We start from the raw sequence: 26,475 nt of genomic DNA on the forward strand, positions 1-26,475 counted from the left end.
TTATTTCATAGCCATTTTCTCACTTTTTTATTATTTTTTTCACCAAAGTTGTTTGTAATATGAAAATAAAATACTACATTTGCAAAAAATATTCGAATAATCAAACATTTAATTAAAGTTTGAACCATGGCAAAGTATAACATTACAGAAAAAAAAGAAAGGGATGCAGCTTATCGTAGTCTGATCAGCCCAACATTAATGGATGAATTGAAGGAGAAAATTCTCAATGTCATTGTCATGCAAAAGAAATACAAGGATAAGGATTACTCTGCGAAGAAGCTTGCCTTAGACTTGGGAACAAACACACGTTACATTTCTGCAGTTGTAAACGTTAAGTTCCACATGAATTACACATCTTTTGTAAACAAGTACCGTATTGAAGAAGCAATGTCAATCCTTGTTGATAAGCGTTATCAAGACCTTCGAATAGAAGAGGTAAGCGATATGGTTGGTTTCTCTAATCGTCAGTCGTTCTACGCTTCGTTCTATAGGCTTATTGGCATAACCCCAAGAGAGTACAAAATTAAGCATACAACATTGCTGCCTGAGAAGTTAAAGAAAATCAGGTAATGAGTTGTGATTCTTTTGGGTATAAGGACGAGTGTTTTGCCGATATCCAGATGTTGCGCTATCGTTTGAATGGTTTCGATAGCTTGTCTCTTGTGCAAAAAAAACTCGTCTTTTATTTATCTCAAGCTACACTATATGGGCGCGATATTATATTTGATCAATATGGGAAATATAATCTTCGAATTCGTAAGGCTTTAGAAGTTGTTTTCCAAAATCAAGATGTAAATCGCGATTGTGATGACTTTCGTGCCTTAGAGACATATCTTAAACGGATTTGGTTTTCTAATGGCATCTATCATCACTATGGATGTGATAAGTTCAAACCTGGTTTTAGAGAATCGTATCTTAGGCAGGTGATTCATCAGGTTGATGCTCGTCAGTTACCTTTAGATGAAGGTCAAACTGTAGATGAGTTGATAGACGAATTGTTGCCAGTCATCTTCGATCCAGAGTTGCTTGCTAAACGTGTTAATAAGACAGATGGCGAAGATCTTATTCAGACTTCTGCATGTAATTTCTATCAGGGAGTAACGCAGCGGGAGGCTGAGGATTTTTATGCCAGAATGAAAAACATAAAAGACTTAGAGCCACCATCCTACGGATTGAATTCTACGTTAGTTAAGGAGAATGGAATCGTTAAAGAACTTCCTTGGTCTGCTCAAGGTCACTATTCCAATGCCATCAAGCATATTGTCTATTGGTTAGAGAAAGCAAGTGCTGTGGCTGAGAATGAAGCACAAAAAGAAGTTCTCGATACTCTGATTGCCTACTATCAGACGGGTGATTTGCACAAATTCAATGATTTCTCTATAAAATGGTTGCAATGTCTTGATACCAAAATTGATTTTATCAATGGTTTTATTGAAGTCTATGGAGATCCCTTGGGATTGAAAGGTTCGTGGGAAGGTCTTGTAGAGTATATCGACGAGGAGGCCACCCATCGTACGCAGATTGTCTGTCGAAATGCTCAGTGGTTTGAGGATCATTCGCCAGTAGATTCTCGATTTAAAAAGAAAGAGGTTAAAGGTGTATCGGCCAATGTTATCTGTGCGGCCATGCTGGGCGGAGATGAATATCCATCAACAGCTATTGGCATTAATCTTCCTAATGCCGATTGGATTCGTGCACGCTATGGTTCCAAGAGTATCACCATTAGCAATATTACTGAAGCATACAACAAAGCTTCGCATGGCAGCGGTTTTCGTGAAGAGTTCATTAAGGATAAAAAGATATTAGAACTTATCGAGAAGTATGCTGACGTTTGTGATGATTTACACACTGACCTTCATGAGTGTTTAGGACATGGTAGCGGTCAGCTATTACCAGGTGTTGATCCGGATGCGTTGCTGGCATATGGTAATACCATTGAAGAGGCAAGGGCTGACTTGTTTGGACTCTACTATATGGCCGACGAGAAACTAGTGGAGTTAGGTTTGCTGCCTAATAACGAGGCATACAAGGCTCATTATTATACCTATATGTTAAATGGGTTGATGACTCAATTGGTGCGTATTGAACCTGGACACCAGATAGAGGAAGCTCACATGCGTAATCGTGCGCTGATAGCAAGATGGTGTTTGGCTCATGCAAACAGCATGAATTTGACGCATAAACATGGCTATTACGAATTGGAAATAGGTAGTTTTGAAGAGTTGAGGAATCTCTTTGCAGAATTGTTGGCAGAGATTCAACGTATCAAAAGCGAAGGAGACTATAAGACTGCCCGTGAATTGGTTGAAACCTATGCAATAAAAGTTGATTCTGAATTACATGCTGAGGTGTTGGGACGTTATAAGAAGTTGAACATAGCGCCATATAAAGGCTTTATTAATCCCTGGCTGTTGCCAGTATGTAATGAACGTGGAGAGATAACAGATATTCAAATAAATTATTCTGAGACCTACGAGCACCAAATGCTTCGTTATAGTTCAGAATATGCCACTTTGATATGAATACGAACGAACAAGTTAAAGAAATAAAACAGTCGTTCCGCCAGATGATGGATGGCTCTATTGCTCAGTCCATGCGTGACAAGGGCGTGAACTATCACTTGAATTGGGGGGCTACATTGCCTCGTTTGAAGGAGAAAGCAACGGAAATAGGTCCGAACTACGACTTGGCTATTGCTTTGTGGAAAGAAAACGTCCGTGAATGTAAGATTCTCGCAACAATGATTATGCCTTCTAATAAGGTGCTACCAGAGGTTATTGACATCTGGGTAGAGCAGATTGATGCCATCGAGATAGCCGAGCAAGCATCATACAATCTCTTCCAGCATTTGCCATTTGCAGCAGAGAAAGCTTACCAATGGCTAGCTGCTCCAGACGACCTAACTCAACTATGCGGTTATCATGTCCTCTCGCGATTGTTTCTGAACAAACAAGAGCCCAACGAGCGAGGAATTAATGAGTTTGTCGATCAGGCGCTTGTTGCTCTGCAAAGTTCGAATCTTAGTTTGCGCAAGGCTGCAATGCAGTCGGTCCTTAGATTCTCTGAGTTAGGGCTCATGTATCAGCGTTTGGCGCGCTCGGCAGTTAGAACAATAGGGATGGATTTTTTATAAATCCGTCCTTTTTTTATATTTTGAAAAAAATAGTTGCAACGCAGTTTGTGGTTTATGCGTTTTTTTTGTACCTTTGCATCACCAATATTTAGTATAGAACAAACTTTAAATAATTACAACTATGTCACAGATTACAGGACGCATTTCCCAAATTATTGGTCCGGTTATCGACGTATTCTTCGATACCAAGGGTATGGATGCTGAGAAAGTGCTGCCTAAAATCCATGAAGCTCTTAGAATACAGCGTGGCAATGGCCAGGAACTTATCGTAGAGGTGCAGCAGCACATCGGTGAGGATACGGTTCGTTGCGTGGCTATGGATAATACTGATGGACTTCAGCGTGGATTAGAGGCAATCCCTGTGGGCTCACCAATTTTGATGCCAGCAGGTGAACAAATTAAAGGTCGTATGCTTAATGTGATAGGAAAGCCTATCGACGGCATGAAGGATCTCGATATGCAGGGGGCCTATCCCATTCATCGTGAGGCTCCATCCTTTGAAGAGCTTTCTACCAAGAAGGAAATTCTGTCAACAGGTATTAAAGTTATTGATTTGTTGGAACCCTATATGAAAGGTGGTAAGATTGGCCTGTTTGGCGGCGCTGGAGTCGGTAAAACGGTGCTCATTATGGAGCTCATCAATAACATTGCAAAGGGACATAATGGATTTTCTGTTTTTGCGGGAGTAGGAGAACGCACACGTGAGGGTAATGACCTGATTCGTGAGATGATTGAGAGTGGCGTTATCCGTTATGGAGAAAAGTTCCGTGAGGCAATGGAACAAGGAAAATGGGATTTGAGTCTTGTTGACTCTGAGGAACTCAAGAAGAGTCAAGCAACTCTTGTCTATGGTCAAATGAATGAGCCGCCTGGTGCACGTGCCTCTGTGGCTTTAAGTGGACTAACTGTAGCCGAGGAGTTTCGTGATGCAGGTGGAAAAGACGGCGGTGCTGCTGATATCCTGTTCTTTATTGATAATATTTTCCGTTTTACGCAAGCAGGTTCTGAGGTGTCTGCCTTGTTAGGACGTATGCCTAGCGCCGTTGGTTATCAGCCAACACTGGCATCGGAAATGGGTACTATGCAGGAGCGAATTACCTCAACAAAGTCTGGTTCTATTACCTCTGTGCAGGCTGTTTATGTGCCTGCCGATGACTTGACAGACCCTGCTCCAGCAACGACCTTTACTCATTTGGATGCTACCACTGTACTTGATCGTAAGATTGCCGAGTTGGGTATCTATCCTGCTGTTGATCCTTTGGGTTCTACCTCACGTATCCTCGATCCGCTGATTGTGGGTAAAGAACATTATGAGTGTGCTCAGCGTGTGAAAGAGATACTTCAACGCTACAAGGAACTGCAGGATATTATTGCTATTTTAGGAATGGACGAACTTTCTGACGAAGATAAATTGACTGTGAACCGCGCTCGTCGTGTACAACGTTTCCTCAGTCAACCGTTCTCTGTGGCCGAGCAATTTACTGGTTTACCTGGTGTGATGGTCAGTATCGAAGACACCATCAAGGGCTTTAATGCTATTCTTGATGGTGAAGTGGATGATTTGCCAGAACAGGCATTCCTGAGTGTTGGTACAATTGAAGATGCGAAGGCCAAGGCTAAGAAATTGCTTGAAGCTGCGAAGGGATAAGATCCAAAACCGAAATGAATATGCTGAAATTAAAGATAGTATCTCCGGAAAGGATAGAGTTTGAGGGAGAAGTGAAGAGTGTTCTTGTGCCTGGCACTATGGGTCAGTTTGAGATACTCGTAAACCACGCTCCCATTATCTCTACGCTTGAGAAAGGCAAGGTGATTTATGTCCTGGAAGGTGGCGAGAAGAAGAGCATTGACATCATCGGAGGCTTTGTAGAAGTGCAGAAGAACGTTGTAAGTGTTTGTGCAGAGTTGATATAATATATAAGGTACGCGCGTATGGACATTATAAAACAGAGCATCAACTATATAGTGCAGAGTATCTGTATGGTCACATTCCTTAATCTGTGCTTTAGTTTAACTGCTAAGTTTGGGGAATATGATTTGTTGGCTGCACAAATAGTCAGTACCATTTTTGTCTTGGTGTTGGATGTGACTGCGTCGTTGCTATGGCGATGGGTTGCCCTGAATCATCGGGATATGCTGCCCACGTTCTATACTGCAGTCTCTGGTTTCAGGTTCTTAGGTGCGTTGTTGGTTATGTTTATCTGCTATCTGACTGTAGAAAATGGGGACATGATGACATTTATCATGGTATTCCTCTTGTTCTATATTCTGTCACTGATTCATCACAGTATCTTCTTTGTAAAAGTTTCAAATCGTTTATAACGATTTATAATCCAATTTTTAGAATGAAAAATATAAAGTCTATATGTCTCTTTTTGATGGTAGCTTTGATGCCATTGGCTGGCTGGGCCAACGAGCATGAAGAAGAGGATGCCATCAACATCCCGGAGATTGTGCTGCATCATTTGGCCGATGCATATGAGTGGCATATTGTTAGTGATGTTAGCATACCGTTGCCTATCATTATCAGAAGTTCCGAGACCGGTGAATGGCATTTCTGTACAGAGCATTCTCTGCCTGAAGGCTTTTTCTTCAATCCAGAGGCTCATGGCAAGATATATGAACGTATGGCTGATGGTGCTTCAGTTCGTCCATTGGATCTGAGTTTAACGCGTAATGTGGTACAGATTTGGATTGTGGTAGCTGTGCTTTTGGTGATATTCCTTAGTTGTGCACGATGGTACAAGAGGCATGATAAGACAGACAATGCGCCAACTGGATTTGTTGGAGCCATCGAGTTGCTGGTGATGATGATTAATGATGATGTCATTAAGTCATCAATTGGTGAGAAGCACTATAAGCCCTACGCCCCTTATCTGCTCACGGTATTTTTCTTTATTCTGGTCACCAATCTATTGGGGTTGATACCTATCTTCCCTGGCGGTTCGAATGTGACTGGCAACATTAATATCACCTTTTTCCTTGCATTGTGTACTTTTCTCGCAATTAACCTATTTGGCAACAGAGAGTATTGGAAAGAAATCTTCTGGCCCGATGTACCTCTCTTTTTGAAGGCAATCCCCATTATGCCAGCTATTGAGTTGTTTGGTGTCTTCACAAAGCCCTTCGCGCTTATGATTCGACTCTTTGCAAACATGATGGCAGGCCACGCGATGATTCTTGCTTTTACGTGTGTCATATTCTTGGGATGGACATTAGGTCCTACACTGGGAACTTCGTTAAACATTTTTAGTGCTATCATGCTGCTGTTCATGAATGCCCTTGAACTGTTGGTAGCCTTTGTACAGGCATACGTATTCACCATGCTGTCGGCAGTGTTTATTGGATTGGCCCATCCTGAGCATCATAAGGAATAGGAGGGCAGTCACAACATACAAACGAAAAACAAGAAATTAAAATATTAACAACTTAAAAAACATTTCAAAGTTATGATTACATCATTGTTATTAGCCGCTGAAGGTCTGGCACAGCTGGGCTGCGGTCTGGGAGCTGGTATCGCTGTTATTGGCGCAGGTATTGGTATTGGAAAGATTGGTGGCAGCGCTGTTGATGCTATTGCCCGTCAGCCCGAGGCTTCTGGTAAGATTTTCTCTCAGATGATTCTGACTGCCGCATTTGTTGAGGGATGTGCCCTCTTTGCTATTGCTGCCTGCGCATTCTTGATCAAGTAAAATAAATTTAGCTAATGGATTTCACTCAATTACCAGCAATCCTTACGCCCGATCTGGGACTTCTGTTCTGGATGATGCTAGCGTTCTTGGTGGTCTTTGGCGTGCTTGCTAAGTATGGTTTCCCAGCCATTATTAATATGGTGGACGAGCGAAACAAATACATAGACGACAGTCTTCGCAAGGCCCACGAGGCTCAGGAGCGTTTGGCCAATATCGAGCAGGAAGGTGAATCCATCTTGCAGGAGGCTCGTGAAAAGCAGGCACAGATACTGAAGGAAGCTGCCGAGACGCGTGAAGTCATCGTTGAACAAGCTCAGGCGAAGGCCCGTCAAGAAGGTGCCCGCCTGCTTGAGGAAGCCCGTGTGGCCATCGAGCAGGAGAAAAAGGCTGCCATTGCAGACATTCGCCAGCAAGTTGCTACGCTCAGCGTCGAGATTGCCGAAAAGGTGCTCCGTGCCAGCCTTAAGGATGATGCCTCACAGATGGCACTTATAGACCGCATGCTGGATGATGTGTCTTCTAAGGATTAAAGCGATTGCGTATGGACATAGGAGTAATATCGGTTCGTTACGCCCGTGCGCTCTTGAAGAGTGCCACTGAGGCTAAGGTCGAAGTCCAGGTATATGCTGATATGCAACTCTTGGCTAAGAGTTATGTTGATGTGCCTTCCCTTCGCCACACGATAGACAACCCGATGCTTGCCAAGGAAAAAAAGCAGATGCTGCTGGAGACTGCAGCCGGTGGTGATCAGTCGGCAGCACTTTCGAGGTCCTTTATCACACTTGTGTTGAAGGAAGGTCGCGAAAGCATGATTCAGTTCATGGTTAATTCGTACGTTACGCTCTATCGTCAACAAAAGAACATCATCCTGGGTAAACTGACCACAGCCACGCGTGTGTCTGCTGCAATGGAACAGAAAATGCGCAAGGTTGTGGAAGCAAAGACTCAAGGTACTGTGGAGTTTGAGACACAGGTCGACCCTGAAATCATCGGTGGTTTCGTATTGGAGTACGATACTTATCGCATGGATGCTAGTGTTAAGTCACGTCTCAACGACATTCTACAAACACTAAAGAAATAGCGTCATAACGACAGATGTTATAACGTGATAACGAAAAATAAGAAACAATGTCAGATAAAATTAAACCAAGCGAAGTCTCTCAGGTGCTGCTTGAACAGTTGAACGGCATCTCAGACAATGCCCAGTTTGACGAGGTTGGTACCGTTCTTCAGGTCTCTGACGGTGTGGCTCGTATCTATGGCCTGCGTAATGCTGAGGCCAACGAGTTGTTGGAGTTTGAAAACGGCACGATGGCCATCGTGATGAACCTCGAGGAAGACAACGTGGGTTGTGTGCTGCTGGGCACCACGTCAGGCATCAAAGAAGGTATGGTCGTGAAGCGTACTAAGCGCATTGCCTCTATCCGCGTGAACGACAATATGCTGGGCCGCGTCATCAACCCACTGGGTCAGGCCATCGACGGCAAGGGCGAAATCGACCTGAAAGACTCGTTCGAGATGCCCCTGGACCGTAAGGCACCAGGCGTTATCTATCGTCAGCCCGTGAAGGAGCCCCTGCAGACCGGTTTGAAGGCTGTAGACTCAATGATTCCTATCGGTCGTGGCCAGCGTGAGTTGATTATTGGTGACCGTCAGACGGGTAAGACCGCCATTGCCGTGGACACCATCATCAACCAGAAGAGTTTCTACGAGGCAGGCAAACCTGTTTATTGTATCTATGTGGCCATCGGTCAGAAAGCTTCTACCGTCGCGGCTCTTGTGCAAACCCTGAAGGAGCATGGCGCAATGCCATATACCATCATCGTGGCCGCTACTGCTGCCGATCCCGCTGCTATGCAGTACTACGCACCTTTCGCCGGTGCCGCTATCGGTGAGTATTTCCGCGACCGTGGTCTGCCCGCACTGGTGGTCTACGACGACCTGTCAAAGCAGGCTGTGGCCTATCGTGAGGTGTCGCTGATTCTGCGCCGCCCCTCTGGTCGTGAGGCTTATCCTGGCGACGTGTTCTACCTGCACAGCCGTTTGTTAGAACGTGCTGCTAAGATGAACGAACAGCAAGAAGTGGCCGAACAGATGAACGATCTGCCCGAATGTATGAAAGGTCACGTTAGAGGTGGTGGTTCACTTACTGCTCTGCCAATCATCGAGACCCAAGCAGGTGACGTTTCAGCTTATATTCCCACAAATGTAATCTCAATCACCGATGGTCAGATTTTCCTTGAGAGTGATCTTTTCAACCAGGGTTTCCGTCCAGCTATCAACGTTGGCATCTCTGTGTCTCGTGTAGGTGGATCAGCACAGATTAAGTCGATGAAGAAGGTTGCTGGTACGTTGAAGATTGATCAGGCTCAGTATCGCGAGCTCGAGGCCTTCTCTAAGTTCTCTAGCGATATGGATGCCGTGACGGCGATGACCCTCGACCGTGGTCGTAAGAACAACCAGTTGCTCATTCAGCCTCAGTATAGTCCTATGCCCGTAGGTGAGCAGGTTGCCATCCTTTATTGTGGTGTGCACGGCCTGATGCGTCAGGTGCCCATCGACAAGGTGCGCCAGTGTCAGGACCAATTCCTCGATAAGTTGCGCTCAGCTCATCCCGAGATTATTGAGACGTTGGCAAGCGGCAAGATTGACGATATCACCACCGATGTGATTGAACAAGTTATGGCCGATATTGCCGGAACCTATAAATAAGGTGAAAGAGAATAATTTGCTACCGCTATGCCAAGTTTGAAAGAAATTAAAGGTCGTATTGCCTCTGTCAACTCCACGCGTAAGATCACGAGTGCTATGAAAATGGTTGCTTCGAGTAAGCTACATCATGCACAGGTGGCCATCCAGAATATGCTGCCCTATGAGACCTTATTGGAACACATCCTTAAGTCGTTTCTTGCAGCCGAAGCTGGTGCTCAGACTATCTATGACCAAGAGCGCCCGGTGAAGCGTGTGGCCCTTGTGGTATTCTCTAGCAACTCGTCACTTTGCGGGGGGTTCAATGCCAATGTCATACGTATAATGCTGCATGCTGTCCAAGAACTATCTGACGCCATTGGTCCTGAAAATGTGGATATATATCCCGTAGGTCGTAAAGTGGCAGAGAAGGCTCAGAAGATGGGGTTCAACGTTAAGGGCGACTATTGCGAATTAGTGGACAAACCCAACGTGAAGCAATGTATTGACTTGGCAATGGAACTTGGGCGCAGGTTTGCTGATGGTGAGGTGGATAGGGTAGAGTTAATCTATCACCACTTCAAAAGTGCCGGTTCGCAGATTCTGACCCACAAGACATTTTTGCCTATCGATGTTGAGAGCGAGTTGGAGCGTGACCATGAACGTGATTTGTCGTCGACTGTTATCACCAAGAAGGCTCAAGATTATCTGAAGCGCAACCGTAGGAAGAGGGATGTAAGAGAAGACGAAGTGAAGCCACTGAATGACAACTTCATTGTGGAGCCTGATATGACTACTGTGCTTACCAAGTTGTTGCCTAAGTTGGCCCACCTCATGATTTATACAGCCTTGCTCGACAGCGTTGCCTCGGAGCATGCCGCCCGTATGGTGGCTATGCAGACAGCCACAGACAATGCCGACGAGTTGTTGCGTCAGTTGAACCTGCAGTACAACAAGAGTCGCCAGCAGGCCATTACCAGTGAATTGCTCGATATCGTTGGTGGTTCTGTAAATAACTAATTTTTTGGATTAATTATATAATAGGGAGTGTGATTAATAAATCACGCTCTCTATTTTGCAAAAATATGAAGAAAGTCTATATCTTAATAATCTTTTCTCTTCTTGTAAACATCTCTAGCGCAAAGGGGAAAAAGACAAAGGAGAGGCAGGACACCTTAAGGGTGTTGGCTATTGGAAATTCTTTTTCGGAGGATGCTGTTGAACAATATCTTTGGGAATTGGGCCAAGAAGCAGGAATTAACTTTATTATTGGAAACGCTTATCGTGGAGGATGGAGTTTGAGTGCTCATTGGAAGGATGCTCGCTCTATGAATTCCAGTACAGAGTTTCGCAAAGTAACTAATGGAAAGCGTGTCAACTTGGGATTTCATACTCTGCGAGATATTATTATTGATGAGCCATGGGACGTAGTCACATTCCAACAAGTAAGTCAGGATGCTGGACGGCAAGATACTTATGAACCAGGATTGAGCTTGATGATTGGTTATGTGAAGGCTCTTACTGTTGATTCCGTCCGATTAGGGTTCCATCAAACATGGGCATATTCCCAGGATTCCGAGCACAAAGGTTTTAATAATTATAACCGCAATCAGTTTCTAATGTACTCATGCATCACAGCGGCTGTTGACAAAGCCATGCACTTTCATCAAGGCGATTTGTCCTTTTATATACCTTCTGGTACGGCCATACAAAATGCGCGAACAACGATGCTAGCAAAGAGTCGGCCTAAAGAGAAAAATGTTAATCGTGACTTGACTCGTGATGGTTATCATCTGAACTATGTTGTTGGACGTTACATTGTTGCCTGCACATGGTTTGAGGTTCTAACGGGTAAAAGTTGTATCGGAATGAAGTCCAGACCAAAGGGGCTTATTCCTGAATTGGCAACAATTGCTCAACAGGCAGCCCATGCCGCAGTACTCTCTCCGATGTCAGTTTCACCATTATAATGCTATTTCAGAACTGAAAATATAGTGTTTATATTTTGAAAGTATAATGTTTGTAATGCGTAAGTATGTTACTTACGCATTACATGTTTGTTAACTTCGTTTATAGATGGCTTCGTATTGTTGTGCAACCTTAATGTGGTCGTGATGTCGACGTACATATTCAATACTTTGTTGCTTAAGCAAAGGAATACGTTCTGGATGAAGAACCAGTTGCTCGAGTTCGTGATACACACTTTCGTAGGTTGGTTGTACATTAATGATTGGGCGGAGTTCATGTTCATGAATAATCTCGTAGTTTTCGGGTTCGCCGCCGCCGATACAAATAATGCCTTTTGACATTGCTAATAGGGGATTCATGGAAGGAGTGTAGCTATATAGTTGATCTAAAATGGCGTCACTTCCTTCCATCAACTTTTGGTATTCTGCAAATGGTACCCCCTCAACTTTGACTAGTTCCATCAAAGAAGGGTATTTCTTTTGAATGTCTTGGGCTGCGCGAAGCATAATGTCTGTTCCTTTGTAGGTGCTACGCCCTTTGCTGATGCCTATGAACACTTTCACGCGTGTTGGTGTGTTGAAATCCGACGTAATAGAGGTGGGCATCTGAATGGGCAAAGGAATGAAATGGAGTTTCTGTGGGAAATATGGCTTGTAACAGACGTAGTCGTCGTAGAGGCCTGCGATGATTTCATCGCAATCGTTTGCGATGTATTGATTTAGCCGTTCTTTGGTCGTTCCTAGCCAGTCATGTTGTTCTTGTAAAGCGGTTTCATCTGTGCGTATTCTTTCGCCGATATTAAAATCGCTATAGCGCATGGGCTTATTGTAGGTGCATTCATGCACCCAATACCAATCCATGCCCAAGGCTTCTAGAATCATCTTTCCATTGTTTCGTCGCAAGTAGTTGTATATTGGAAAAATGTGTTCTGCTTTTAGTTCAACAAACAAGGGGTTGATGAGTTGTACCACATCATAGTTTCGCCATCTGGCAAGGTTTGCATAAACCTTTGCCATGAGTGCAAGTCCACCAAGTTTTCCTGGACGTCTTTTTAAATCAATGTCGCGAGGATAATTCTTCCAGAAATCTCCATTTGATGCAACGGTGACATGATGACCTAGTAGACGTAGTCCGTCTGCCAGCGTCGCATGAACATTACTATACTCGCCCAGTAATAAGATTCTCATCGTTCTTTTTTAATTAATGGTAATGTGCGCATAAGGAGTGCTAAGCCACTTCTTGTATTGGCTAGTCGACGAAATAGTTTGTATTTTATCGTATAATCTCGATTGGGTAGAGGATATAGTCCATTCTTTTGAAGGTCATTCAGTTGCCTATTTAAGTAATGCTCATTTTTTGTCTCTACAATTACTTTATAAATGAAATCCATTGTAAGTTGGTGGACGCGGCGTAATAATGCCAATCGGTCAATTCCTGGAATAACTGCTGTTGTTTGATACAGTCGGATTATTATTCCTTTGAAGTCATTAATGCGTTTTATCGTATCTCTTGTTTTTTTGCTCGTCGTAATTGAGTCTGGGCGCTTTCTGTAGTAGTAGGCTTCTGCATCAGTTTGAATTATTTTTTCAGCCCTGAGGATCAGAAGCGGAGTAAACTCTTCGTCTTCATGGAATATTCCTGTGGTGAATTTTAGGTTCCCCAGAATAGTTTTCTTAAAGACGTATCCCCATGCTGTAGCTTTAATGTTGTTATGATGCATTAATTCTCGCCCGCTAATAGCAGTCTTGTCGTTATATACTTTCTGGCTATTCCTTTTTCTGCAAAAGTCAAACAGAACCATATCTGGCAAAGAAAAACGGAGAATGTCTAGGCAATGTTCATACTGGTTGCATATAAGGGTATCATCTGCGTCGATAAATTGAATATATTGACCTGTGGCATTTAACAGTCCTCTATTGCGTGCGGAGCCCAATCCTCCGTTACTTTGACGTATGTAAATAATGTCATCAAGGTATTTGTCGAGCATTTTGATTTGGGAAATGTCTGAGCCGTCATCAATGATGATTATCTCGCGCTCAAATCTTCTAAGCGAAAGATTAATTATACTATTAAGACAGTCGTACAACATATTCGTTGGGATATTGTAGACCGGTATAATGAAACTAATCAAAACTTGTTTTTCCATTGATGAATGATTTTATTTAATATGCACATTCTTCTTACGCCGACGATGTTATGCAAAATTGCTTTGAACCTTTGGACGATTGAGAGATTCTTAACAAAAGGGTTTATGCATCGAAAGGGTAATTGTTGAGCCAATCCTGTCATCTCATAGACGTCCATCTGTATGTTAAGTATATGCATGTAGTATGTGTCATCGCACCATATCCTCATGGTTTTCAGATGTGAGTTTAATAAATCTGTCAGTTCCTTACCTTGTGCAGATATTGTGATACCGCTATCGTTATGACAGTAGAAGTACAACCCATAACTGGACGTGCCTATTCGATTGGCTTTTTGAAGGAGCAATGGGAAAGTATATGCATCTTCGAATACATGTCCTTTGGGGAATCGTATGTTCTCAAAAAGCGTGGTCTTATATATTTTATTGCAGGCATATGTATGCCTGTATGCTTCTTGTTTTAGCCAATAGAACGCTATGTCGGAATAGATGTTGTCTTGGAAAGATAGTAGTGATTGTTTCTCTGAGCCATAGAAACGATATATTGGAAATTCCACGATGTCACAAGCGTTGGTTAGGGGGAGTATCGATTCATATGTATCTGTTTGAAGATAGTCGTCAGAATCTACAAATGTAATATAATCGCCTGTCGCAACATCCAGACCGGCATTGCGCGCATCACTAAGTCCACCGTTTGTCTTGTGAATGGTACGAATTCGGCAATCCTTCGTAGCCCATATTTCACACATTTGCGGACAACGATCGGGCGAACCGTCATCTACCAGGATTATTTCCAGATCGGTGAATGTCTGCCTCACAATGCTGTCCACACAGCGATCTAGCGTGGCTTCAACTTTATAGACAGGAACAATTACACTTAGTTTCATATGCACAAAATTACAAGAAAATAACGGAAAATCAAAATTTTTGTTGTACTTTTGCATATCGAATTAATAAAATGACATCAAAAAACGAAAATAGTTACGGTCACGTACTGAAATATGTGGGCATCTTTGGTGGTGTACAGGGGCTTAGTATTCTTGTGAGCTTAGTACGCAACAAGGTTGTCGCATTTTTCTTGGGCCCCGATGGAATGGGACTAGTTTCGTTGTTTAACTCTACGATAAACTTTATCTCGCAGAGTACGAACATGGGTATCTCTTTTAGTGCAGTGAAACACGTGTCAGAGTTGTATGACTCTGGAGATGAAGTTCGTATGCAGAAGTTTATTAAGGTGGTTCGTGCGTGGAGTTTTTTAACGGCTTTGATTGGTATGCTTGTATGTGTGATTGCGGGTCCGTTAATGAACAACACGTTTTCATGGGGTGATCACACCTTGCATTTCATTTTGTTGGCTCCTGCGGTAGGCTTAATGGCTATTACAGGTGGCGAAACTGCTATTTTGAAAGGATGTAGAAGGTTGAAAGCGCTTGCGATAATACAGGTAATCAATGTCTTTGTCGCTCTAGTACTAGCTGTTGTGATATTTAGTACGCTAGGGCAGTCGGGAATTGTGCCTGTCATTATTTTGATGGCCACCGTTATGATGATAACCACTATTTGGTATTCCTACAAACTTTTTCCTTTTAGCTTGTACGGAAGTTCTGGCGTTTTAGGCGAAGGAATGGGAATGGTGCGTTTGGGAGGAACATTTGTGTTGGCTGGTATATTGGGTAGTGGAGCAGAAATCCTAATCCGTTCTTTTTTAAATAAGGTAGGCGATCTGGATACTGTGGGATTCTATAATGCAGGACTGATGATTGCTGTTACCTATTCCGGTATGGTCTTTTCTGCGATGGAAACGGATTATTTTCCTCGATTGTCGGCGGTAGGTAATGATCGAAAGCAGATGTGTGACATGGTAAATCGACAGATAGAGGTGTCATTGCTTATCGCTTCTCCTCTGTTGGCCCTACTGATTGTCTTTATGCCTGTAGCTATTCCTTTACTATTCAGACAAGATTTCCTGCCTGTTATTTCTATGGCCCAAATTGCAGTACTTTCAATGTATTTTAAGGCTATATCTTTGCCTATTGCATATCTACAACTGGCTAAGGCAAACTCTATAGGCTATCTTTTGCTAGAGGGCGTTTTTGATGTCGTAATGGTACTCTTCGTCGTGCTTTTCTATCAATTCTGGGGACTTATTGGAACTGGATTGGCACTAAGTGTATCGTATTTTATGAATGTTGTGATGGTATATGCCTATGCTCATGTAAAATATGGTTATAGAATATCTATCTCTGCAGTTCAACTTGTGGCTATCCAGGTACCATTAGGCATTGCAGTCTATTTTACCACTTGTCTTGATAATGTCTTGATGGCATGGAGTTTAGGACTTATTCTGGCATTTGTCAGTATGGCTATATCAATTTATATTGTACATCAGAAGACTCGACTTTGGAATGCTTTAAGAGCTAAAATAACGTCAAAACTTCGTGGGCATGACTAACGTTTCCGTTCTTGTGGCAGTTTATAATGCTTCGACTTATTTAGGAGAGTGTCTTGATTCGCTACTAAGGCAAACGTATCGAGATATTCAAGTTTTGTGTATTGATGATTGTTCTACAGATAATTCATTGAATATTCTTCAAGAATACGCTCGGCGAGATGCACGTGTGGAGATTATTCATTTGAAGGAGAATAAAGGACAGGCTTATGCACGCAACGAAGGTTTGAAGTATGTTAAGGGACGGTATGTTTGTTTTCTAGATGCGGATGATTGGTTTGCAGAGGATGCACTAGAACTTGCTGTATCAGCGTTTGAGAATAATAACGTAGATTCAGTTCTTTTTGATGTGTCAATGGATTATCAGGATCATACAGAGAGATATCCTATGCCGTCATTTGAGTATTTGACAGGTAAGGAAGCTTTCCGAATGAGTCTTACGTGGCAGATTCATGGAGTCTACATGGTTCGTACAGCTATTCACCAACGTTTTCCTTATGACACGACATGCAGACTTTATAGTGATGATAATACAACGAGGATGCATTTTCTTTATTCACAGCGTGTTATGAGTTGTAAAGGTGTATATCATTATCGCCAACACGAAGGTTCTATGACACATCAGATTAGTGTCAGGCGCTTTGATTATCTAAAGGCAAATGAGTCGATGAAATCGATGCTTTTTAAAGAGAAGGCTCCTCGTGATGTCCTGGCATTATACGAAAATCACCGTTGGCTAAACTTAGTTGGTGTCTATATGTTCTACTTTGTTCATGGTCATGAGTTAAGTAAGGCTGATTGTCGCTGGGGACTACAGGAACTTCGTAGGGTGTGGAAAACGATAGATAGATCTTTACTTGACGGACGTACTACAAGAAAGTTTGGTTATATGGTTATGCCTGCCTGGATACTCTTTCGTTGTGAAGAGTGGTTGTATTTTACAATAAGAGGTTTTTTAGGAAAGAATTATTAATATGATAGATTTGCTGTCACAACTGAATGAAAGTCAGCGCAGCGCTGTGGAATATTGTGATGGAGCCTCATTGGTGATTGCTGGTGCGGGCTCTGGAAAAACGCGTGTGCTAACATATAAAATTGCTTATCTACTGCAAGTAAAAGGGTTGAAGCCTTGGAATATTCTAGCTCTTACGTTTACAAATAAGGCTGCGCGTGAGATGAAGGAACGTATTGCGAAGCTTGTTGGTCACGAACAAGCGCGTTATCTAAATATGGGTACATTTCATAGTGTGTTCTCGCGAATTCTGAGAGCTGAGGCCGAAAAAATGGGCTTTTCATCGAACTTCACTATCTATGATCAGACTGATGCGCGTTCGTTGGTTAAAAGTATTATCAAGGAGATGGGGCTCGATGATAAAGACTATAAACCTTCTGCGGTGAGCGATCAAATTTCAATGGCCAAAAACCATTTGATTTTGCCTAATGCTTTTGTGAACTGTTCGCTCTACGACAACAAGAAGCCCAAGGTGGTCGATATTTATGTGAGATATTCAGAGCGTTGTCGGCAGGCAAATGCTATGGACTTTGATGATTTACTGGTAAATACATGGTTACTGTTTAATAACCATGAAGAAGTGCGACGGAAATATGTTGAGCGTTTTGCCTTTGTGTTGGTTGACGAGTATCAGGATACGAATTTCGCTCAGCAGAAAATCGTGCTACAACTAACTCTGGAGCCCCAACGTGTGTGCGTAGTAGGTGATGATGCCCAAAGTATTTATAGTTTCCGTGGTGCAAATATTGATAATATCCTGAATTTTAAGGATTCATATGATAATGCTAAACTGTTTAAACTAGAACAGAATTACCGTTCCACCCAGTTAATTGTTCAGGCTGCTAATAGTCTGATTCGTAAGAATGAGCGTCAGATTCCTAAAGATGTGTTCAGTAAGAATGAACATGGCGAGAAATTGACACTTAAACCTGCATATAGTGATAAAGAAGAGGCAATTATCGTTTGTAAGGATATTCAACGTATCCGTCGTCAAGAACATGCAGAATATAGCGACTTTGCTATTCTATATCGTACAAATGCACAAAGTCGTTCGTTTGAGGAACAGATGCGAAAGGATGGAATTCCTTATCGAATATACGGTGGATTGAGCTTTTATCAACGAAAAGAGATAAAGGATGTGATTGCATACTTCCGTTTGGTTTCAAATCCAAATGATGAAGAGGCTTTGAAGCGTATTATAAATTATCCTGCGCGTGGTATTGGTGATACAACTTTGAATAAGATTGTTGCAACAGCCACGACCTATGGCGTTTCGCTGTGGACAGTTATTCAACAACCTGTGCTCTTTCATCTAGAAATAAGTGCAGGAACAGCCAAAAAAGTAGAAGCATTCCGACAACTTGTTGAAGGGTGGGGTAATCGGAAGGATGTTGAGGATGCTTATCAGTTGGGTCATGCTATTATTCAGGAGAGTGGTGTGTCTAAAGATATTTATTCCAGTAGGAATCCTGAAGACCTTTCTAGACAGGAGAATCTTGAGGAATTCCTCGGTGGAATGCAAGATTTTGTTGAGAGTCGCCGTGAGGAAGGCATGGAAGATCAGGTGGCCTTAAGTGATTTCCTGCAAGAGGTTGCTCTGTTGACCGATTTGGATAGTGATACTGACGAGAATCAGTCAAAAGTGTCACTTATGACCATTCACTCGGCAAAGGGATTGGAGTTCCCTACGGTATTTGTTGTTGGCCTTGAGGAAAACATCTTACCTTCTCCCATGTGCATTAATTCGATGCGTGAATTAGAAGAAGAAAGACGATTGCTCTATGTGGCCATTACCCGTGCAGAGAAACATTGTATTCTGACGTGTGCTCAGAATCGTTTTCGCTTTGGACATATAGAGTTTAATTCTCCCTCACGTTTTATTCGTGATTTTGATTCTGCGTTACTTCGAGTAGAGGGAAATCTGGAAGGAGGGTTTCGTAGCCATGACGATGCTAGAAAGCCTTGGCAGAGACCTTCGGAGGGGCCAGAATGGATGCAAAATCCAAGACCTGTGGCCACGCAGTTCAAGGCTGATCCGAAGCCGCGTCAAATACCTATACGTAAGCCTGAACCAGCGGTCAATCCTTTTAGCGCTTCATTCGAACGTCAGTTGAACAAGGCAAGTAATGGGCGATTTAAGCCTGTGTTAAGGATAGCTCCAACGGCGTCTACTTCTAGTCAGGCTGTTTCTTTGACTGAAGGCGTAACTATCGAACATCAGCGTTTTGGTATCGGAAAGGTGATTAAGATCGAAGGGGCTGGTGACAATGAAAAGGCTACGGTGGAGTTCCGTAATGCGGGAACCAAGCAGTTGCTTTTGAAATTTGCAAAATTTCGTGTCGTTTAATCTTTAAAATTGTTATATTTACTCGTACAAACTACATGAAGGGTACACTTTTTAAGTGTATCCTGCAAACTAATGTGAAAAGGCGGTAAAGAATATCAATAACTATTGCAAGAATCAAGGAATTTTTGTACTTTTGCACGTTGAAATACGTATTCGAATATGGGATTATTTGATTTTTTTAGTAAGAAGAAAAAAGAAGAAACATTAGACAAAGGTCTGGAAAAGACTAAAACGTCTGTGTTTGACAAGCTTGCTCGTGCCGTTGCTGGAAAGTCTAAAGTTGATGATGATGTGCTAGACAACCTTGAGGAAGTGTTGATTACGAGTGATGTGGGTGTGGATACCACATTGAAGATTATTGAGCGAATAGAAGAGCGTGTCGCTCGCGATAAATACGTATCAACGAGCGAGTTGAATGCTATTCTTCGCGATGAAATCGCTGCGTTGTTGGCAGAGAATAATTCTGATGATAACGATAATTGGGACTTGCCCAAGGATCATAAGCCATATGTCATCTTAGTGGTTGGTGTGAATGGCGTAGGTAAAACCACCACAATAGGAAAGTTAGCTTGGCAGTTTAAGCAGGCAGGCAAGAAAGTTTATCTTGGTGCTGCCGATACATTCCGTGCTGCAGCTGTAGAGCAGTTGTGCATTTGGGGCGAGCGAGTAGGCGTGCCTGTCATAAAACAGCAGATGGGGTCTGATCCAGCATCCGTGGCTTTTGATACTTTACAGAGTGCTAAGGCTAATGATGCAGACGTGGTGATAATCGATACTGCAGGTCGCTTGCATAATAAAGTTGGCTTGATGAACGAATTGAAGAAGATTAAGGATGTGATGAAAAAGGTGCTGCCCGAGGCTCCTGATGAGGTGATGTTGGTCCTGGATGGTTCCACTGGACAGAACGCTTTTGAACAGGCTAAACAGTTTGCTGCCGTGACGCAGATTACTTCACTGGCAATCACCAAACTAGATGGTACGGCCAAGGGTGGTGTTGTCATTGGTATCAGCGATCAGTTGAAGGTGCCTGTTAAGTACATCGGACTGGGCGAGGGTATGGAAGATTTGCAGCTTTTTAATAAGAAAGATTTTGTGGATTCTTTGTTTAAAGGCTGAGAATATGAAGAAAACTTTTTTTGAAGGCTTGATTATAGGATTGGCATGTGGCGCATTTGCTGCTTGTCTCTTCTTCATATTATAATGAATGATGAAGACTATTGACTTTATTTCACTCGGATGCTCTAAGAATCTGGTGGACAGCGAGAACCTGATGGGTATGTTTGAAGCGAAGAACTTCCACGTGACCCACGATAGCGATAATCCTAAAGGAGAAGTTGTCGTTGTTAATACTTGTGGTTTTATCGCCGATGCCAAGGAGGAAAGCATTAATACAATTTTAGAACAAGTTGCTCGCAAAAACGAGGGTAAGGTGCAGAAGATATTCGTTATGGGGTGTCTCTCGGAGCGTTATCTTGCGGATCTTGAAGCTGAGATACCTGAGGTGGACGGATGGTATGGCAAGTTTAACTATCGTCAGTTGTTGGAGGATTTGTTAAAGTCTGAAGATTGTCCTGCAGATGATTCCGAGATGGGAAAATGTAACGTGATACATCGGAAACTCACCACGCCCTCTCACTATGCCTATATCAAAATAAGCGAAGGTTGTGACAGACATTGCGCTTACTGTGCCATCCCGCTGATTACGGGCAGGCACCAAAGTAGACCTATGGAGGATATCTTGGACGAGGTGCGCTGGCTGGTGAGTCAAGGCACAAAAGAGTTCCAGGTTATTGCGCAGGAGTTGACGTACTATGGAGTGGATATCTATGGTGAGCAGCGCATTGCCGAACTTATTGAGCGTATGGCTGATATCGATGGCGTAGAGTGGATCAGACTTCATTATGCCTATCCCAATCATTTTCCATGGGGCTTACTGCGTGTGATGCGTGAAAAAAAGAATGTTTGTCGCTATATGGATATTGCTTTACAGCATATTAGCGACCACATGCTAACAAGGATGCGCCGTAATACATCGAAGAAAGAAACGATGGAACTTATTGAACGTATGCGTCGAGAAGTGCCTGGCATCCACTTGAGAACTACGTTAATGGTTGGCTTCCCTGGTGAAACAGATGAAGATTTCCAAGAATTGGTAGATTTTGTGAAATGGGCTCGATTTGAACGAATGGGTGCTTTCTCCTATTCTGAGGAAGATGGAACATATTCTGCAGAACATTATGAAGACGATGTTCCCGAGGAAGTTAAGGAACAGCGATTAAGCAGGCTGATGCGTGTGCAGCAGAATATTAGTGCTGAGATAGAGGCAGAAAAAGTTGGCCAGACACTTCCCGTAATTATTGATAGAATTGAAGGGGATTATTATATTGGCCGTACAGAGTTTTGTTCACCAGAGGTTGACCCAGAAGTACTCATATCCATTCATGATGAGACATTGGAAATTGGTAAATTCTATCAAGTGAGAATTATTGACTCAGAGGAATTTGATCTTTATGGAATTGTGGAAAAATAAACTGGAAACTAATGAATAATAAAGAGTTTGTTACATTATTGGCAGGACGCACAGGAATGAAGGTTTCTGAGGCTCAAAAGACCATGGAATCAATTATTTCCATCATGGGCGATTGCTTTCAAGAGGGAGATACTGTACAGATGGCTAATTTTGGTACGTTTGAAGTTAAAAAGAAGTTGGAACGAATCATGGTTAGTCCAACGACTGGTCAGCGTATGCTTGTTCCTCCCAAGTTGGCTTTGACATTCAAGCCCAATCCCACTTGGAAAGATATGATTAAGAAGGGAGGAACTGAGTGATGGGAAAGATATTTATGAGTGACTTGGCCGACCGTCTTGCGGAGCAGGCTGGAATGAGCAAGCGTGATGCTCAGCAGTTTCTGTCCGCAGTTGTTGAAACTATTCAAGAAGGCGTTAATAACGATAAAATCGTAAAAATTAAGGGACTTGGTACCTTTAAAGTTATTGATGTTGAGGCACGCGAGAGTGTTAATGTAAACACCGGAGAACGTGTGACCATTGATTCTCATCAGAAGTTAACGTTTACCCCCGATAGTGCCATGAAGGATTTGGTTAACAAACCTTTCTCTCAGTTTGAGACTGTAGTATTGAACGATGGGGTAGATTTTGATGATGTGAATACGGAGTCTGTAGAGGAACTGAAAGATACAGAGAAACCTGAAGAAACAGAAATCCTTGAGGTATCTGAGATATCATCTGTACCGGAAAAATCTGAAGCACCTGAATCATCTGAGAAATCTGAATCATCCGTAATTCCTGTTGTTTCAGAAGTATCAGAAGCATCTGTTGTCACCGAGATATCTGACGCGCCAGCATCCCCAGAAGTTTCTGACGAACCTGAAGCATCCGAAGTTCCCGAGGTGTCTTCCGTATCGGAAACACCAGAGATTTCGGAAGCCCCAGAGCTCACTGAGACCACAGAGTATAAGCAATCATATTGGTGGTTGTGGCTATTAATAGCTATTGTTGCTTGTGTATGTAGTTTTGCTGGAGGCTACATTTTAGGTCGCCATATGGACCGTAATAGCATCTATGATGATGAAGAATCGAAGTCGGATACCACACTTGCAGTCGTCGTCAATTGCCAAGACACTCTGACTATCAGTGCCCAAAAGAACGATACGTTGAAGGCTGAAGAGCAGGAGATGTCCAAACAAAAGATTGATAGCGTGAAATCTGACGTATTGACCAAGAAAACTGACGAAGAGACTCCCGAATGGAAGAAATATGAAGATATGGATTCACGTGTGCGTACGGGTGCTTATCGTATTGTAGGAACCGACCGTGTTGTTAAGGTGAAGAGTGGCGAGACACTAAAACGTATTGCTAATCGCATCTTGGGCGAAGGTATGGAATGCTATGTTGAAGTATATAATAACATTTCATCCGGTCAGACACTAAAGGAAGGTCAGGAGATAATGATTCCTAAGTTGGAATTAAAGAAGAAACGTAAAAAAGAATAAATCAACAATATTAATCATTGTATAATTATGGCAGAGAATATTGATATCCGCGAGTTGAACATGCGGATTGAACAGCAAAGTGCTTTCGTTACGAACCTCGTAACGGGTATGGATAGAGTAATTGTAGGACAGAAACATCTGGTAGACTGCCTACTTATCGGTTTGTTGAGCGATGGTAATATTCTGTTGGAAGGCGTTCCTGGACTGGCAAAGACATTAGCCATCAAGACCCTTTCTCAGTTAATCGACGCTAACTATAGTCGTATTCAGTTTACCCCAGACCTTCTGCCTGCCGACGTGACAGGTACGATGATATATTCACAAAAGGATGAGAAGTTCTTAGTGAAGAAGGGTCCTGTGTTTGCAAACTTCGTGTTGGCCGATGAGATTAACCGTGCTCCGGCAAAGGTGCAGAGTGCCTTGCTCGAAGCTATGCAGGAGAAACAAGTTACCATAGGAAGCGAGACTTTCAGCCTTCCCAATCCTTTCTTAGTAATGGCCACCCAGAACCCCATTGAGCAGGAAGGCACCTATCCTCTCCCAGAGGCTCAGGTAGACCGTTTCATGTTGAAGGTTGTTATTGATTATCCTACACTTGAAGAGGAGAAGAAGATTATCCGCGAAAACATTGCCGGTGGCCTGCCTGAGGTAAGACCCGTGACCACATCAGATGAGATTCTGAAGGCACGTGAGGTTGTTCGCGAAGTATATATTGACGAAAAGATTGAGCAGTATATTGCAGATATTGTATTTGCCACCCGTTATCCTGATCGCTATGGTTTGAAAGATATGAAGGATATGATTTCCTTTGGTGGCTCTCCTCGTGCCTCAATTAATCTTGCCAAGGCATCGCGTGCCTATGCATTCATCAAACGTCGTGGCTATGTTGTTCCCGAAGATGTGCGTGCTGTGGCTCACGACGTGTTGCGTCATCGTATTGGTCTGACCTACGAGGCCGAGGCATCAAACATCACCAGCGAAGAGATTGTTTCAAAGATTATCAATAAGGTCGAAGTACCCTGATTCATAGTAAGACCAAGGATTACCCAAGGCATCCAATGATGTCTTGGAATATCTGGTTAGCATATGGAAACATCTGAAATTATTAAGAAAGTCAGGAAGATTGAGATTAAGACGCGCGGTCTTAGTTCCAATATCTTTGCAGGTCAATATCATTCGGCCTTCAAGGGACGTGGTATGGCCTTCTCAGAGGTACGTGAATATCAGTATGGAGACGACGTACGTGATATAGACTGGAACGTGACAGCCCGTTTTAACAAACCCTATGTCAAGGTATTCGAAGAAGAGCGTGAACTCACCGTTATGCTGCTTATTGACGTCAGCGGTTCATTGGACTTTGGCACTCAGAAGCAGTTCAAACGCGATATGGTGACCGAGATAGCTGCTACACTTGCTTTCTCGGCCATACAGAACAACGATAAAATAGGTGTTATTTTCTTCTCTGACAAGATTGAGAAGTACATCCCACCCAAGAAGGGACGCAAACATATTCTATATATCATTCGCGAGATGTTGGACTTTCATGCCGACAGCCGTCGTACCGATGTGGCTCAGGCAATAGAGTTTCTAACTGGTGTCAGCAAGCGTCGTTGCACAGCTTTTTTGTTGAGCGACTTCTTTGTGCGTCAGGATTTCCTCCAGCAACTCACCATAGCCAATCGCAAGCACGATGTTGTTGCCATCCAGGTGTACGACAAACGTGCATGTGAGTTGCCTGATGTCGGACTGATGAAGGTTGTCGACAGCGAAACCGGCTATGAACAGTATGTAGATACGAGCAGCAAAAAGTTGCGCGAGTCATATAAACGTTATTGGATGAAGCGTCAGACCGAGCTCAAAGAGACGTTTGCCAAGAGTAATGTAGATAGCGTAAGTATTGCTACCGACGAAGATTATGTGAAGTCGTTGATGGGTTTGTTTAAACAACGTGGATAAATGAAGAGACTATTCATTACATATCTTCTGGCCTGCGGAGCCTTGATTAGTTCGGCTCAAGTCAAGGTAGAGTCGAGCATCAGTTCCATAGAGATGCTCGTAGGTCAGCAGGTTCAGCTCACCGTATCGGCCACCGCCGATGAAAACGCCGTTGTTGAGTTTCCGCAGACGGCCATCTTTCCTCAAGGCATAGAGTTTCTCGGTGCCATCGATATGCCCAACCTCTCGTTGGATGATGGACAAGTAACCCGTCAGCGTGGCTATGTTCTTACCTCTTTCGACGACACTCTCTATTATCTTCCTCCGCTAGAGGTAAGAGTAGATGGCAAGACTTATCAGACAAAGAAACTTGCCCTGAAGGTGCTCACCGTCGATGTGGATACCACCAACTACGAGCAGTACTATGGTCCCAAGAACGTGCAGGATAATCCTTTCGACTGGGAACTTGACGACTGGGCTCGTCCGTTTTGGTTGAGTGTGGTTCTGTTGGTTCTGATGGCGTTGACCTATTACCTTTATATTCGTCTTCGCGACAACAAGCCCGTTATTGCCCATATTCGTGTGGTGAAGCGGTTGTTGCCCCATCAGAAAGCCATGAAAGCCATAGAGGAGATTAAGGCTGAGAAAATGGTGACAGCAGAAGATCCTAAGATGTATTACACCCGCTTGACCGACGCTCTTCGCAAATATATTGAAGAGCGCTATGGCTTCAGCGCAATGGAGATGACCAGTAGCGAGATTATTGATCGTCTGATGAATACTGACGATCCGCAGACCCTAAGTGAGTTGCGTCAGTTATTCCTCACCGCCGATCTTGTGAAGTTTGCCAAGTATTCTACGCTTATTAATGAAAACGATGCCAACTTGGTTAGTGCCATCGACTTTATCAATAAGACCAAAGTCGACACTCCAGTCAGCGAACAGGAACTCATGCCCCAGCTCACGGCCGAGGAACAGCGCACCAAGAATAGTCGCATAGCTCTGAAGACCGCAATCGCTGTGGCTGCTGTGGTTAGTGTATTGCTGTTTGGTTATATAGCATATTGTGTGTACGACATAATATAAATGGATAAA

General features: G+C 43.1%; 26 protein-coding genes. 23 read left to right on the top strand and 3 right to left on the bottom strand.

Translation table 11 applies throughout. The features are described 5' to 3' along the window. Positions 1-126: 126 nt before the first annotated feature. The 13 genes from M1D30_RS05965 to M1D30_RS06025 all read left to right on the top strand — a co-directional run bounded on the left by M1D30_RS05965 (position 127) and on the right by M1D30_RS06025 (position 11,483). Complete coding sequence (locus M1D30_RS05965; RefSeq protein WP_248507334.1) at positions 127-570, top strand: AraC family transcriptional regulator; 444 nt, start codon at positions 127-129, stop codon at positions 568-570. Further along, on the top strand, positions 570-2,522 hold the full coding sequence (locus M1D30_RS05970; RefSeq protein WP_248507336.1) for a dipeptidyl peptidase 3: 1,953 nt from the start codon (positions 570-572) through the stop codon (positions 2,520-2,522). The genes M1D30_RS05965 and M1D30_RS05970 overlap by 1 nt, the downstream gene beginning before the upstream one ends. Further along, complete coding sequence (locus M1D30_RS05975) at positions 2,519-3,133, top strand: DNA alkylation repair protein (protein ID WP_248507338.1); 615 nt, start codon at positions 2,519-2,521, stop codon at positions 3,131-3,133. The genes M1D30_RS05970 and M1D30_RS05975 overlap by 4 nt, the downstream gene beginning before the upstream one ends. A gap of 121 nt (positions 3,134-3,254) precedes the next feature. Then, complete coding sequence (gene atpD / locus M1D30_RS05980) at positions 3,255-4,781, top strand: F0F1 ATP synthase subunit beta (protein WP_248507339.1); 1,527 nt, start codon at positions 3,255-3,257, stop codon at positions 4,779-4,781. Between the two features lie 20 nt (positions 4,782-4,801). Then, the gene (gene atpC / locus M1D30_RS05985) at positions 4,802-5,047 is read left to right on the top strand and encodes an ATP synthase F1 subunit epsilon (protein ID WP_248507341.1); all 246 of its coding nucleotides are present in this window, start codon (positions 4,802-4,804) and stop codon (positions 5,045-5,047) included. A gap of 18 nt (positions 5,048-5,065) precedes the next feature. Then, complete coding sequence (locus tag M1D30_RS05990) at positions 5,066-5,455, top strand: hypothetical protein (protein ID WP_248507343.1); 390 nt, start codon at positions 5,066-5,068, stop codon at positions 5,453-5,455. A gap of 23 nt (positions 5,456-5,478) precedes the next feature. Continuing rightward, the gene (gene atpB, locus M1D30_RS05995) at positions 5,479-6,510 is read left to right on the top strand and encodes a F0F1 ATP synthase subunit A (RefSeq protein WP_248507345.1); all 1,032 of its coding nucleotides are present in this window, start codon (positions 5,479-5,481) and stop codon (positions 6,508-6,510) included. Positions 6,511-6,582: 72 nt separating this feature from the next. Beyond that, on the top strand, positions 6,583-6,825 hold the full coding sequence (gene atpE / locus M1D30_RS06000) for an ATP synthase F0 subunit C (protein WP_248507347.1): 243 nt from the start codon (positions 6,583-6,585) through the stop codon (positions 6,823-6,825). 14 nt (positions 6,826-6,839) lie between these two features. Beyond that, a complete protein-coding gene (gene atpF / locus M1D30_RS06005) occupies positions 6,840-7,355 on the top strand; it encodes a F0F1 ATP synthase subunit B (protein WP_248507348.1) in 516 nt (171 codons plus the stop codon). Positions 7,356-7,366: 11 nt separating this feature from the next. Continuing rightward, positions 7,367-7,906 carry a F0F1 ATP synthase subunit delta gene (locus M1D30_RS06010; protein WP_248507350.1) on the top strand — a complete coding sequence of 180 codons (540 nt, stop codon included), beginning with the start codon at positions 7,367-7,369 and terminating at the stop codon, positions 7,904-7,906. Positions 7,907-7,953: 47 nt separating this feature from the next. Further along, positions 7,954-9,537 (top strand): F0F1 ATP synthase subunit alpha, encoded by a 1,584-nt coding sequence (atpA, locus tag M1D30_RS06015; protein ID WP_248507352.1) that lies wholly within the window; start codon positions 7,954-7,956, stop codon positions 9,535-9,537. A 27-nt stretch (positions 9,538-9,564) separates the two neighbouring features. Beyond that, positions 9,565-10,533 carry a F0F1 ATP synthase subunit gamma gene (locus M1D30_RS06020; RefSeq protein ID WP_248507354.1) on the top strand — a complete coding sequence of 323 codons (969 nt, stop codon included), beginning with the start codon at positions 9,565-9,567 and terminating at the stop codon, positions 10,531-10,533. Positions 10,534-10,598: 65 nt separating this feature from the next. Continuing rightward, positions 10,599-11,483 carry a DUF4886 domain-containing protein gene (locus M1D30_RS06025; protein WP_248507356.1) on the top strand — a complete coding sequence of 295 codons (885 nt, stop codon included), beginning with the start codon at positions 10,599-10,601 and terminating at the stop codon, positions 11,481-11,483. Positions 11,484-11,573: 90 nt separating this feature from the next. Here the strand turns inward: M1D30_RS06025 and M1D30_RS06030 are convergent, their stop codons facing one another. The 3 genes from M1D30_RS06030 to M1D30_RS06040 are packed head-to-tail and all read right to left on the bottom strand — an operon-like array spanning position 11,574 to position 14,568. Then, complete coding sequence (locus M1D30_RS06030) at positions 11,574-12,668, bottom strand: glycosyltransferase family 1 protein (RefSeq protein WP_248507358.1); 1,095 nt, start codon at positions 12,666-12,668, stop codon at positions 11,574-11,576. Beyond that, positions 12,665-13,627, bottom strand: a complete 963-nt coding sequence (locus M1D30_RS06035; RefSeq protein ID WP_248507360.1) for a glycosyltransferase — start codon at positions 13,625-13,627, stop codon at positions 12,665-12,667. The genes M1D30_RS06030 and M1D30_RS06035 overlap by 4 nt, the downstream gene beginning before the upstream one ends. Continuing rightward, complete coding sequence (locus M1D30_RS06040) at positions 13,609-14,568, bottom strand: glycosyltransferase (RefSeq protein WP_248507362.1); 960 nt, start codon at positions 14,566-14,568, stop codon at positions 13,609-13,611. The genes M1D30_RS06035 and M1D30_RS06040 overlap by 19 nt, the downstream gene beginning before the upstream one ends. A gap of 14 nt (positions 14,569-14,582) precedes the next feature. Here M1D30_RS06040 and M1D30_RS06045 point away from each other — a divergent pair, with 14 nt between their 5' ends. From M1D30_RS06045 to M1D30_RS06090, 10 genes are all read left to right on the top strand, one after another. Beyond that, on the top strand, positions 14,583-16,076 hold the full coding sequence (locus M1D30_RS06045) for an oligosaccharide flippase family protein (RefSeq protein WP_248507364.1): 1,494 nt from the start codon (positions 14,583-14,585) through the stop codon (positions 16,074-16,076). Then, entirely contained in the window at positions 16,069-17,046 is a 978-nt protein-coding gene (locus M1D30_RS06050; RefSeq protein WP_248507366.1) for a glycosyltransferase family 2 protein, read from the top strand. Before M1D30_RS06045 ends, M1D30_RS06050 begins: the two co-directional genes overlap by 8 nt. Before the next feature lies 1 nt (position 17,047). Beyond that, positions 17,048-19,432, top strand: coding sequence for an ATP-dependent helicase (locus M1D30_RS06055; protein WP_248507378.1), 2,385 nt, complete (start codon positions 17,048-17,050; stop codon positions 19,430-19,432). Between the two features lie 159 nt (positions 19,433-19,591). Further along, positions 19,592-20,548, top strand: a complete 957-nt coding sequence (gene ftsY / locus M1D30_RS06060; protein ID WP_248507380.1) for a signal recognition particle-docking protein FtsY — start codon at positions 19,592-19,594, stop codon at positions 20,546-20,548. An 88-nt stretch (positions 20,549-20,636) separates the two neighbouring features. Then, the gene (gene rimO, locus M1D30_RS06065) at positions 20,637-21,962 is read left to right on the top strand and encodes a 30S ribosomal protein S12 methylthiotransferase RimO (protein ID WP_248507382.1); all 1,326 of its coding nucleotides are present in this window, start codon (positions 20,637-20,639) and stop codon (positions 21,960-21,962) included. Between the two features lie 11 nt (positions 21,963-21,973). Continuing rightward, entirely contained in the window at positions 21,974-22,261 is a 288-nt protein-coding gene (locus M1D30_RS06070) for an HU family DNA-binding protein (RefSeq protein WP_248507384.1), read from the top strand. Continuing rightward, a complete protein-coding gene (locus tag M1D30_RS06075; RefSeq protein WP_248507386.1) occupies positions 22,261-23,445 on the top strand; it encodes an HU family DNA-binding protein in 1,185 nt (394 codons plus the stop codon). Before M1D30_RS06070 ends, M1D30_RS06075 begins: the two co-directional genes overlap by 1 nt. Before the next feature lie 27 nt (positions 23,446-23,472). Then, positions 23,473-24,468: a MoxR family ATPase gene (locus M1D30_RS06080; protein ID WP_248507388.1), complete on the top strand. Its 996-nt coding sequence runs from the start codon at positions 23,473-23,475 to the stop codon at positions 24,466-24,468. Positions 24,469-24,531: 63 nt separating this feature from the next. Further along, positions 24,532-25,401: a DUF58 domain-containing protein gene (locus M1D30_RS06085; protein ID WP_248507390.1), complete on the top strand. Its 870-nt coding sequence runs from the start codon at positions 24,532-24,534 to the stop codon at positions 25,399-25,401. After that, complete coding sequence (locus M1D30_RS06090) at positions 25,402-26,466, top strand: BatD family protein (RefSeq protein ID WP_248507391.1); 1,065 nt, start codon at positions 25,402-25,404, stop codon at positions 26,464-26,466. Positions 26,467-26,475: the final 9 nt, after the last annotated feature.

Origin of the sequence: Prevotella sp. E15-22 (assembly GCF_023204875.1) — a bacterium.
GTDB lineage: Bacteria > Bacteroidota > Bacteroidia > Bacteroidales > Bacteroidaceae > Prevotella.

Coding starts and splice junctions, on each gene's coding strand:
- M1D30_RS05965 (WP_248507334.1), top strand. CDS start 127: ATGGCAAAGTATAACATTACAGAAAAAAAAGAAAGGGATGCAGCTTAT.
- M1D30_RS05970 (WP_248507336.1), top strand. CDS start 570: ATGAGTTGTGATTCTTTTGGGTATAAGGACGAGTGTTTTGCCGATATC.
- M1D30_RS05975 (WP_248507338.1), top strand. CDS start 2,519: ATGAATACGAACGAACAAGTTAAAGAAATAAAACAGTCGTTCCGCCAG.
- atpD (WP_248507339.1), top strand. CDS start 3,255: ATGTCACAGATTACAGGACGCATTTCCCAAATTATTGGTCCGGTTATC.
- atpC (WP_248507341.1), top strand. CDS start 4,802: ATGCTGAAATTAAAGATAGTATCTCCGGAAAGGATAGAGTTTGAGGGA.
- M1D30_RS05990 (WP_248507343.1), top strand. CDS start 5,066: ATGGACATTATAAAACAGAGCATCAACTATATAGTGCAGAGTATCTGT.
- atpB (WP_248507345.1), top strand. CDS start 5,479: ATGAAAAATATAAAGTCTATATGTCTCTTTTTGATGGTAGCTTTGATG.
- atpE (WP_248507347.1), top strand. CDS start 6,583: ATGATTACATCATTGTTATTAGCCGCTGAAGGTCTGGCACAGCTGGGC.
- atpF (WP_248507348.1), top strand. CDS start 6,840: ATGGATTTCACTCAATTACCAGCAATCCTTACGCCCGATCTGGGACTT.
- M1D30_RS06010 (WP_248507350.1), top strand. CDS start 7,367: ATGGACATAGGAGTAATATCGGTTCGTTACGCCCGTGCGCTCTTGAAG.
- atpA (WP_248507352.1), top strand. CDS start 7,954: ATGTCAGATAAAATTAAACCAAGCGAAGTCTCTCAGGTGCTGCTTGAA.
- M1D30_RS06020 (WP_248507354.1), top strand. CDS start 9,565: ATGCCAAGTTTGAAAGAAATTAAAGGTCGTATTGCCTCTGTCAACTCC.
- M1D30_RS06025 (WP_248507356.1), top strand. CDS start 10,599: ATGAAGAAAGTCTATATCTTAATAATCTTTTCTCTTCTTGTAAACATC.
- M1D30_RS06030 (WP_248507358.1), bottom strand. CDS start 12,668: ATGAGAATCTTATTACTGGGCGAGTATAGTAATGTTCATGCGACGCTG.
- M1D30_RS06035 (WP_248507360.1), bottom strand. CDS start 13,627: ATGGAAAAACAAGTTTTGATTAGTTTCATTATACCGGTCTACAATATC.
- M1D30_RS06040 (WP_248507362.1), bottom strand. CDS start 14,568: ATGCAAAAGTACAACAAAAATTTTGATTTTCCGTTATTTTCTTGTAAT.
- M1D30_RS06045 (WP_248507364.1), top strand. CDS start 14,583: ATGACATCAAAAAACGAAAATAGTTACGGTCACGTACTGAAATATGTG.
- M1D30_RS06050 (WP_248507366.1), top strand. CDS start 16,069: ATGACTAACGTTTCCGTTCTTGTGGCAGTTTATAATGCTTCGACTTAT.
- M1D30_RS06055 (WP_248507378.1), top strand. CDS start 17,048: ATGATAGATTTGCTGTCACAACTGAATGAAAGTCAGCGCAGCGCTGTG.
- ftsY (WP_248507380.1), top strand. CDS start 19,592: ATGGGATTATTTGATTTTTTTAGTAAGAAGAAAAAAGAAGAAACATTA.
- rimO (WP_248507382.1), top strand. CDS start 20,637: ATGATGAAGACTATTGACTTTATTTCACTCGGATGCTCTAAGAATCTG.
- M1D30_RS06070 (WP_248507384.1), top strand. CDS start 21,974: ATGAATAATAAAGAGTTTGTTACATTATTGGCAGGACGCACAGGAATG.
- M1D30_RS06075 (WP_248507386.1), top strand. CDS start 22,261: ATGGGAAAGATATTTATGAGTGACTTGGCCGACCGTCTTGCGGAGCAG.
- M1D30_RS06080 (WP_248507388.1), top strand. CDS start 23,473: ATGGCAGAGAATATTGATATCCGCGAGTTGAACATGCGGATTGAACAG.
- M1D30_RS06085 (WP_248507390.1), top strand. CDS start 24,532: ATGGAAACATCTGAAATTATTAAGAAAGTCAGGAAGATTGAGATTAAG.
- M1D30_RS06090 (WP_248507391.1), top strand. CDS start 25,402: ATGAAGAGACTATTCATTACATATCTTCTGGCCTGCGGAGCCTTGATT.